Raw genomic sequence first — 9,311 nt, forward strand, 5'->3', positions numbered from 1 at the left:
ATGTATACATGTTAAAAATTAAACCAGTTACTTTAAATCAACTTGCACAATTACAAGAAATAAGTCGACAAACCTTTTTGGATACTTTCGGTTCAGATAACACGTCTACTAATATGCAAGCTTACCTAAATGAAGCGTATAGCGCCAAAAAACTAACCAATGAACTAAAAGATCCTAACTCTTTCTTCTTTTTTGCTTGTTTTGATAAAACGATCTTAGGTTATCTCAAACTTAACGTTAACAATGCTCAAACTGAAAAAATGCCACAAAATGCGCTTGAAATTGAACGAATTTATGTGAAAAAAGAATACAAACATCAAAGGATCGGTACAAAGTTATTCCAAAAAGCGTTAGACTTAGCCAAATCACAACAAAAAAATACGCTTTGGTTAGGTGTTTGGGAAAACAATCCTGTGGCCTTGAAATTTTATAGTAAGCTGGGTTTTGAACAAATTGGAGACCATATTTTTCAACTCGGTGACGATCCGCAAAGAGATCTGATCATGCAGAAAAGATTAGGATCTAATAAAATAAATTAATAAATACGTGATGTTATTTCGTAATGATCTTATTTTCCTCAAAACCGAAAAAACCTAGATCACAAATAAAAATCCACAATTCATTCTTTACTCAACGGCCAGCAATTTGAAAGAAACTTTATTTTAACTTTGTTTGAATAAAAAGGTTTTCTACCGATAATATATACAAGAAGCACTTCAGTAATTCCATTTGAATCAATTTAGCAAGTTTTGTCGTAAACGCATTTCGTTTCTATGAGCACAAGCTAAGTAGTTGGCACTTATTTCAGTCTTAAACAAGTCACAGCCCAATTAGCACTTGATTTGACAATTACGGAAAACATATTCAAGTAAAAACTACTCTTTTTACGTAAGACACTCTATGCTAAATTAAGAATAAAGAAAAACAACTAAATCTTAATCATACTCACTAATTAAGGAGGAGCACACTTTGAAAAAATGGTTAAAAAATGTCCGAATCGAAACTGGCTATTATTCTCACGACGATTACATTTCAGGAACTAAAACTAAAAATGTAGATATTTTAATAAATGAAAAACGAATTGAAAAAATAAGAGCGCATTCTAATGAGTTTAACGGCCTAGATGTCCAAGACGGTCAAGGAAACCTAATAATTCCAGCGATTCGAGAAATGCACTGTCATTTTGACAAAAGCAAACTGGGATTACCTTGGCAACCTCTTGCTCCTGCTGCGTCAATCGTTGACCGTTTTGAAAAAGAGATTCCACAGCTTGAACAAGCTTCTCTTTCCTTATCTGAAAGAATGCATCGTCTAGTAGAACTTGAACAAAGCCACGGCGTATCTTTTTTTCGGTCCCATATTGATGTCCACCCTAAAGTTGGCCAAAAATATTTACAACAGACCTTAGCAACTCTGTCAGAATACCAGGAAAAGTTCAGCTACGAACTAGTTGCTTTTCCCCAACATGGTCTTTTACGATCACATGCTTATCAAGAGGTAAAGACTTCTTTAGAGAATGGAGCTAATTTAGTCGGTGGGGTTGATCCTAATGCGTTAGATGGTAACGTTGTAAAGTCATTAGAACAAACTTTCAAGCTTGCCACTTCCCACAATGCCCCAATAGATCTTCATTTACATGAAAGAGGCAATCTGGGTAAAGAGACCTTTTATGAAATTCTTAAACAGACAAAAGCTAATCAGTGGCAAGGTAAAGTCACGATCAGCCATGCTTTTGGTCTAAACGACTTTTCTGGTCAAGAACGACAAGATTTCTTTCAACAATTGGCAGAAAATCAAATTGCGATTTTTTCAAGCGTTCCGTTGGACGGATCGATCCCACCACTAGAAGAATTACGTAAAGCTGGCGTTCAAGTTGCTTTAGGTTGTGACAACGTTTATGATTCATGGTCACCTTTCGGCAACGGTAATGTTCTCGAAAAATTAAATCGTTACAATGAAATTTTCGGGATCACTACTCAAAAAGGACTAACAGATAGCTTAATGTTGGTAACCGGCAAAAAAACTATTGTTCCAGATGGTATTTGGCTTAAGCCAGGCATGAAAGCCAATTTTACCTTAGTTGACAGCTCTTGCAGCGCTGAATTCGTAGCGCGCCAATCGACCGTTAAGGCAAGTTACTATCATGGTCAAAGATTTCAAATTGGATAGTTTTATAGACAAAAGTAAGAAAGGGTGCTGCTTCATCATTATTTAAAAATAAATATTTTTAAAGCCAGAGAGTGTGACAAAAGATGTTTTGAAGCCGATTTGTAACGACGATTATATTATTTTGGGTCGTAGCAAAGCGAAGGCCCAGAATAACGCAATTGTTGTTACAGTACGGCTTCAATCTTTTGGAACACGTTTAAGGGACTTCGATTTAACCCCATTTAATGGGATAGATCGAAGTCCCTTTTAGAATCGGACAGCCAGCTATGTCCCAGCCCTGTTTTACTAGCCTTTTTACTTTATCTAGTTAACTGGCCTATTACCGCATACCAGTATGTCAGAATAAATTCGTTTAAAATAGACCATAAGACTAATAACACTCTACAGTGAAATTTTTCAATCTCCTAATTAAAAGCAAAAAATATCCAATAATCATGCGTCATTGGTTTTGAATAACACTGACTACAATACTTATGAAAGTTTGCCTCGAAAGTATTTACGGAATGATAGCAATAAAGTAGTTAACTTTCAACCTTTAGTTATGCAATCGAAGCCTCAGGTAACAACCAAGCAGAAAGTGATGCACTTCTAACTTTAAAAGCTGGTGAAAAGATTGCTTATGTTGGTATGCCAGCACACGATACTGCACCTTTGGACATTGCATTTATGACTACACATGAACCAAAAATATACGGCGTTTTCCGTTATGCAAATACGTATCCGTTAGCAATTAAGATCTTGCATGACCACATGAAAGAAGCTGAACAGCTTTTAACCGATTTTTATAGCTTAGATGAATCCGAAAAAGCATTTGATCGTACAAGATCTGCCAAGGGTGAATCACTGAAAGTTATTATTTACCCTAATGAAAAATTAAGGGAGAAATAATTTTTTTTAAACTGTACCTCCGTCATAAAAGTCTGCCTTTCCGGTTAATGCAGGCTTTTATGACTTTTTTTGTTTAACTTATGTGCCACTTAAATCATAAATCAGGGAAAAATTAAAACAAGGTAATAGCTACCCTGACATTATTAGCTTAGTAAACTTAAGCAATTATTACCAAGTTTCATTAGATATTTTACTCAAGGATACTAGCATGAAAAAAAGAAGGTCAAAAAATCCATCGATTTAACTATTATTACATTGCTTATCGTTGACTTACTTTCCAAGGTCCTAAAATCAGCCAATTTGTATCAAAATTTTAGAAAAATTTATAAAGCAATGGAAATAAAAGCTAGACATATAAATGTTTTTTTGATACTATTAAAAAACTTACTTTTTGAAAGGATTTGATTTTTTTATGGTTAAGTGGTTACGTTTATCCAAAACAAGTATGGTTATTAGTACCCTCATTCGTTTATATTTAGGATTTACATGGTTAATGGCTGGTTTCGAGAAAGTTTCTTCCGGAAAATTCTCAGCTGAAGGCATGATCAATATGGCAATTAAAAATCCTGTTAAAGACGCAGGCGGGCAACCGGCATATGACTGGTATACATCATTTTTAAAAACAATAGTTCAGCCTAACGTCGGATTATTTAATTTCTTAGTTCAATACGGGGAACTACTTATTGGGCTGGGGCTGATTTTAGGAACGTTGACGACTGCCGCTAGTTTCTTCGCCATGGGGCTAAACTTTACTTATCTGTTAGCAGGCACAATCTCAACCAACCCTTTACTTTTATTTTTAGAATTTATTATTTTAGTAGCCGGTTTTAACGCAGGAAAAGTTGGTTTAGATCGTTGGTTGGTACCCTTCTTACGTAGAAAGATACCTTTTTTAAAAAAATCTGTTGAATAAAACATTTATCAACACTTTTTTGGAGGAACCCACCACTGAATCATGAACTCTCATTTTGGAGTGAAATAATCTAAAAAGCTACCAAATAGTCTTTGATTTGAAGTGACCCATAATTGTTAGATATAAAAATCTAATAATTATGGGTGTTTTTTATGCCAAAATATTCTGCGCTTAATCGGCGGTTGAATGCCATTCGCACCATTTTCAGGCCTAGCTATCGAGAAATTAAACTCAACGATCCGTTTCCTGTTGTTTTCTTGTCCATGTAAAAAAACTCGGTTTATTCTCTTTGCGTTTCTGATCATCATTTGTAATGTTCCTGCTAAAGTTTCAGTTCTGCACTAACACATTTGTTTATTTTCTAAGTCTCGAGAAAAAAATATTCAGCTAGCTAATTCCATGCAAGCCCATAAGGTGAAAAGCTAGTCTAACTAAATTGATAAAGATAAAAATCTTGTTTAAACAATTAAAAAAATTACGGTGACTTTACACTTTAATTAAAATTGTTTGCAATCACTGTAAAGCGTTTTGATTTTTTAGTACTGAATGTTATTGTATTGCACAAGGTAATTTATTTCATTCAACTACATAAAGGAGATTACTATGCGAACAATTCTTGCAAACCACAAAATTGCCTCTCTTTTTTTGTTTACTGCCAGCTTATTACTTGCACTGACAGCTTCAATATCAGTCGCTGCGGCTAGTGATATGTCCTATACGGGACAACCATATGACGGTAAAGAAAATAAAGCGAAAGTACAGACTAAAGTTCAAACTGCTGATACTTTTAAAATCGGTGATTCGACTCGCCCCAGTCAAGATGCAATCGATGTTTCTTCTTACCAGGGCAACATGACTGCTAATGATTACCAGATCTTGGCTAATAAAGGTGTGAAATCTGTGATCGTCAAGTTAACGGAGGGCTCTAATTACACCAATCCTTATGCGATAAATCAGATGAAATACGCCTCTCAGGCTGGATTAAACGTCAACATCTACCATTACGCTAATTTTAAAAACAAGTCTCAGGCTCAAGCCGAAGCTAATTATCTGATAAAAGTCTTGAAAAATAAGGGAATCGACAATAAAATCAAGATTTTTGCCGACATGGAAAGTACCTCCACGCAAAACGACAATGTTGCTAGCAATTTGAACGCATTTTGGAAAGTACTTAAAAACGGGGGTTATTCTAACCATGGCGTTTATACTTATACCAATTACTTATACCGTTCAGCTGTGATCAACACAGTTGGACAAAAACAAACTTGGATCGCTCAATATCCATATCAACCATCAGCCAGCAATTTATTGCACTCTGAATTTGGTGGTTGGCAATTTTCTCAAACAGCCCGCATCCCTGGTGGTTCTTACACTGGCGATTTAGACGTTTCTCACGATTACACGGGACTCTTCACTGGCGGTGCAGGTAGTGATCCATTTTAAAACAAAAATCTAGTTGATCAGTCCTGCTTTAACGCAGCTAACTGATCAACTAGTTTTTTTATGAAATGTTCAGAATTTAAAAGACGCTACTTGGTTCCACCAGCATCGCCATTACTACCCTCTTTTGTTCCAGGGTTAAACCAATCAACGTGTAAATTGGTGGTTACTTTTAGTCAAAGCATTAGACCGAGAATAACCCTTGACTAGTTTACTGACCGTAATGATCTAGTAATGGGTGTTAGGATACAAACTGGTGAAGATTAAGACACCTGCCTGTTTAGTCGAGTTCAAGACACTAACATCATCTGATTTAACAACGTATTGACGAAAGATCCGGTACTCATAAATCTCTTTTTTATCTGCCAGGTAATGTGCTCTTTGTTCAACCAATCGTTATATGTTGTAAAATTTTAACTCATGGAACACTGCCAAAGAACTTTTTTTTATCTTAGTACTTTTATTCTGAAATAGATCATTATTGTCCTGGTAATACTACTCGAAAGACCGTGCCTTTTGGATAGTTATCTTGCACAGTGATCTTACCATGATGTTCATCAACGATCCACTTAGCAATTGATAAACCCAAACCATTACCACCAGTTTTAGAATTACGTGACTTATCTGTACGATAAAAGCGGTCAAAAATTTTTTCTTTCTCCTGATCAGCAATACCATTGCCAGTGTCAGAGATCTCTAAAACTAAGTTCTTTTTAATCATTTTAGCATCTAAAGTCAGGCTACCTCCAGTAGGCGTATATTTAAGGGCGTTATCTAATAAAATCACTAACAGCTGGTGGATCAAATCTGCATCAAATGGCACCTTCCCTGAGGCAACTATATTAATATTCATAACTTTTCCTTGACTATCAGCAATTTCAGTATATGGCTGAAGTACCTTGCTTAACCATGGTTTAACATCAATTGTTTGTTGATCGATCTGTATCATACTTGAGTCAGAACGTGCCAAGGTCAACAACTGTTCAGTCAAAACTTGCATATGCTTAACTTCATCTAAAGTCGTGGAAACTTCCGTGACCCGATCCATGACACGATCACGTGGCTTCGTCAACAGAAATTCCATCTGATTTTGGATCACAGTTAATGGTGTACGTAATTCATGGGCAGCATTACTACTAAATTCTTGTTGTCTTTTCCAAGCACGTAAGATCGGCTTCATATTTTGTCGTGATAAATAATAAGCAATACCAATCGCTAAGATCCAAAAAGCAAGTAAGGTCACCATCAAGGACTTCCTAAAACTACTCATGGCCAATAACTCAGGGTCAATATTTTCTAATAACAATACATATTTACCTGCATAATCTTTATTTGGATTTTTTTGTGGGACCTTGATCAAAAGCTTACGAAAATAGTGGTTGGAACTTTGTGTGTACCCCGTGTAGAGCGTCATAGTTTCTTTTTGATTTAATTTCTTCTTATCAAATGGGAGCTGTGTAAAAATTGTCAGATCATTGGTAAACTCACCTTTATTAATTACTTTCCCTTTCTTATCGTAAACCAACGTCATCGTCCGAAATTTAGCTGCATTAGCGGGTGGCGCCTGTGTTCTTTTGGGCTTTTTATTTGGATCTTCTTGTCTAAACCTGGGTGCCTTTTTATCTGTCAAAATTTGCCTTTTTTGTGCATCCAAGCCGCCATCGATGTTTTGATAAATTGAGCGTTGAAAGAAAAAATAAATCACTCCACCTAAAACAATAAATAAAATAGCAAAACTCAGCAAAATTTTAAAAAATAGTCCCCACCGCTGCTTATCTTCAAAAGAACGTGGTTGTGGTTTTTTATATTTCACAAGCATCACTCACCTTCTAGCTCCAACATGTAACCCACATTACGCAAGGTCCTGATCGGCTGCTTTTCAGTCAACGGTTTGATTTTTTTCCTTAGATTACTGATATAAACTTCAACTACCGATAAAGCCGTTTCTGATTCAAAACCCCAGATCCGGTCAAAAATTTGTTCCTTAGTTAGAATAGTTTCTGGATTCTGCAATAAATATAACAACAAGTCATATTCTCTGCCAGCTAGATCTAATTCTACTCCATTGACGGCAACAGTGCGTTTCCCTGAATCTGCAGTAAAAACGCCAACCTTTAGCACATTATCATTACCCAAGCGCCCGCTTCTTTTCAATAAAGCCTTGATCCGCATTAATAATTCTTCACGGTGAAAAGGTTTAGTTAAATAATCATCAGCCCCTAATTCAAAGCCATGTAATTTATCTGGCAACGTATCTTTAGCAGTCAAAACTAAGACTGGCATGTCTAATTTATCCTCCATTCGCCACTTCTTCAAAATATCATAACCACTCACAGTCGGTAGCATTAAATCTAAAATTACTAGATCATATATCTTTTCTTCCCCGAGCATTTGCCCTTCTAGTCCATCCATCGCAACGGTCGTTTCAACTGATTCATCTAAGAAGAGTTGGATCCCGTGAGCTAATGCTTCATCATCTTCAACGATCAATATCTTTAGTGTATTCATGCAGACTCCTCCATTTAGCCACAGTTATTCATTGGCTATTAACATCTAATGATTAAAGTAGGCTAATTTTGGGTAAAAGTCCACCGTAATTTGCAGACATAAGACTTAATTTGCTTTTTTTAAGGCAAGTTTAAGGTCGGACTTTTAAAATCATTTTTGTTCAGTTAAATACATCCCAAGGAGGAAAAAAAGATGAAAAAGAATTTAGGTCAAATAATTAAATTTTGCGCACTTGGAGGTATAAATACCTGTCTAACTTATGTAATTTATTTACTGCTATACCACTCAACTGGAAATACATTTGCGATGGCCAGCGGTTACGGACTGACCTCACTACTAGCCTTGTTATTGAGTGATCAGTGGGTTTTTAAACTTGGTGCAGCAAATTTTTGGCTAGTCTTTCGCTTTTATGTGACCTACGGAGCAACCTGGCTGATCAGTATTTCTTTAACATTCATTGCGACAAATTGGTGGTCCTTGCAACCAGAATTAATTCCTTTTTTCTGTCTTTTAATAACGACACCCACTAATTTCTGCCTCAGTAAATTCTGGGTATTTAAAAAAACAGTAAATTGGTCCGCCCTTAACTAATTATCTGAAAAGAGGAATGGCATATGACTGTAAGAAAAAAAGAAACAAAATTTTCTGTAAAAGAAAAATGGAGGTGGAAATTCGACCCGTACTTACTAGTAATTTTATTACTTGCCTTATTCTTATATGGTTGGAACATTTGGAAAGCGGACTCCGCCAATTCATTTTATACCGCAGCTATCACTAGTATGACACAAAGCTTTAAAAATTTTTGGTATGCCAGTTTTGACCCCGCTGGTTACATTACCGTCGATAAACCACCAGTTGCACTATGGTTTATGGCAATCAGTGCCAAGATCTTCGGCGTTCACGGTTGGAGTGTTGTTTTACCCTCGGTCTTATTTGGCCTTGGTTCTGTTTATTTAATGTATTGTTTGATCCAACCTTATTTCGGCAAACTAGCTGGGCGCTTAGCCGCTTTAGCAATGACATTAACTCCGATCGTAGTCGCTGATTCAAGGACTAACAATATGGACGCAACGCTGATCTTCTTTTTACTATTAGCCTTATTGCTTTTAGAAAAAGCGCTCGTCAGCAAAAAATCTTGGTGGGTGATGACTAGCTTTGCATTAATTGGAATAGCTTTCAACGTCAAAATGTTACAAGCCTTTATGATACTACCAGCAATGTACCTTTTTTATTGGATCACAGCACAAGAAAAATGGAACCAAAAGCTTAAAAAATTAACATTAGGAACCAGTGCACTTGTGATTTTCACACTCGCGTGGCCTTTATCGGTCGATCTGACCAACTCCAGCAGCCGTCCTTATGTCGGCGGGTCAGAAAACAACTCAGTTTTAGA

At 36.2% G+C, this 9,311-nt stretch carries 9 protein-coding genes; 7 read left to right on the forward strand and 2 right to left on the reverse strand.

All coding sequences use genetic code 11. The features are described from left to right. Window positions 1-8: 8 nt before the first annotated feature. The 5 genes from LACPOB_RS0103185 to LACPOB_RS11660 all read left to right on the forward strand — a co-directional run bounded on the left by LACPOB_RS0103185 (window position 9) and on the right by LACPOB_RS11660 (window position 5,413). A complete protein-coding gene (locus tag LACPOB_RS0103185; RefSeq protein ID WP_017867381.1) occupies window positions 9-539 on the forward strand; it encodes a GNAT family N-acetyltransferase in 531 nt (176 codons plus the stop codon). A gap of 430 nt (window positions 540-969) precedes the next feature. Continuing rightward, a complete protein-coding gene (locus LACPOB_RS0103190; protein ID WP_017867382.1) occupies window positions 970-2,169 on the forward strand; it encodes an amidohydrolase in 1,200 nt (399 codons plus the stop codon). 546 nt (window positions 2,170-2,715) lie between these two features. Then, the gene (locus LACPOB_RS13280) at window positions 2,716-3,057 is read left to right on the forward strand and encodes an MDR/zinc-dependent alcohol dehydrogenase-like family protein (protein ID WP_338048217.1); all 342 of its coding nucleotides are present in this window, start codon (window positions 2,716-2,718) and stop codon (window positions 3,055-3,057) included. Between the two features lie 412 nt (window positions 3,058-3,469). Then, complete coding sequence (locus LACPOB_RS0103200) at window positions 3,470-3,970, forward strand: DoxX family membrane protein (RefSeq protein ID WP_026142726.1); 501 nt, start codon at window positions 3,470-3,472, stop codon at window positions 3,968-3,970. Between the two features lie 603 nt (window positions 3,971-4,573). Then, window positions 4,574-5,413: a GH25 family lysozyme gene (locus LACPOB_RS11660; RefSeq protein WP_017867386.1), complete on the forward strand. Its 840-nt coding sequence runs from the start codon at window positions 4,574-4,576 to the stop codon at window positions 5,411-5,413. Window positions 5,414-5,888: 475 nt separating this feature from the next. Here the strand turns inward: LACPOB_RS11660 and LACPOB_RS0103215 are convergent, their stop codons facing one another. Together LACPOB_RS0103215 and LACPOB_RS0103220 are read right to left on the reverse strand one after the other, a co-directional pair. Further along, the gene (locus LACPOB_RS0103215; RefSeq protein WP_017867387.1) at window positions 5,889-7,229 is read right to left on the reverse strand and encodes a sensor histidine kinase; all 1,341 of its coding nucleotides are present in this window, start codon (window positions 7,227-7,229) and stop codon (window positions 5,889-5,891) included. Further along, window positions 7,229-7,918 carry a response regulator transcription factor gene (locus tag LACPOB_RS0103220; RefSeq protein ID WP_017867388.1) on the reverse strand — a complete coding sequence of 230 codons (690 nt, stop codon included), beginning with the start codon at window positions 7,916-7,918 and terminating at the stop codon, window positions 7,229-7,231. The genes LACPOB_RS0103215 and LACPOB_RS0103220 overlap by 1 nt, the downstream gene beginning before the upstream one ends. A 192-nt stretch (window positions 7,919-8,110) precedes the next feature. Between LACPOB_RS0103220 and LACPOB_RS0103225 the strand changes: the two genes are divergently transcribed. After that, window positions 8,111-8,509 (forward strand): GtrA family protein, encoded by a 399-nt coding sequence (locus LACPOB_RS0103225; RefSeq protein WP_017867389.1) that lies wholly within the window; start codon window positions 8,111-8,113, stop codon window positions 8,507-8,509. 23 nt (window positions 8,510-8,532) lie between these two features. Further along, the coding region (locus LACPOB_RS12970; RefSeq protein WP_017867390.1) for a glycosyltransferase family 39 protein at window positions 8,533-9,311 on the forward strand (779 nt) is incomplete at its 3' end.

This window comes from Ligilactobacillus pobuzihii E100301 = KCTC 13174 (assembly GCF_000349725.1).
Taxonomy (GTDB): Bacteria; Bacillota; Bacilli; order Lactobacillales; family Lactobacillaceae; genus Ligilactobacillus; species Ligilactobacillus pobuzihii.

Excerpts from the sequence above, each read along its gene's own strand:
- LACPOB_RS0103185 (WP_017867381.1), top strand. The coding sequence starts at position 9 with ATGTTAAAAATTAAACCAGTTACTTTAAATCAACTTGCACAATTACAA.
- LACPOB_RS0103200 (WP_026142726.1), top strand. The coding sequence starts at position 3,470 with ATGGTTAAGTGGTTACGTTTATCCAAAACAAGTATGGTTATTAGTACC.
- LACPOB_RS11660 (WP_017867386.1), top strand. The coding sequence starts at position 4,574 with ATGCGAACAATTCTTGCAAACCACAAAATTGCCTCTCTTTTTTTGTTT.
- LACPOB_RS0103215 (WP_017867387.1), bottom strand. The coding sequence starts at position 7,229 with ATGCTTGTGAAATATAAAAAACCACAACCACGTTCTTTTGAAGATAAG.
- LACPOB_RS0103220 (WP_017867388.1), bottom strand. The coding sequence starts at position 7,918 with ATGAATACACTAAAGATATTGATCGTTGAAGATGATGAAGCATTAGCT.
- LACPOB_RS0103225 (WP_017867389.1), top strand. The coding sequence starts at position 8,111 with ATGAAAAAGAATTTAGGTCAAATAATTAAATTTTGCGCACTTGGAGGT.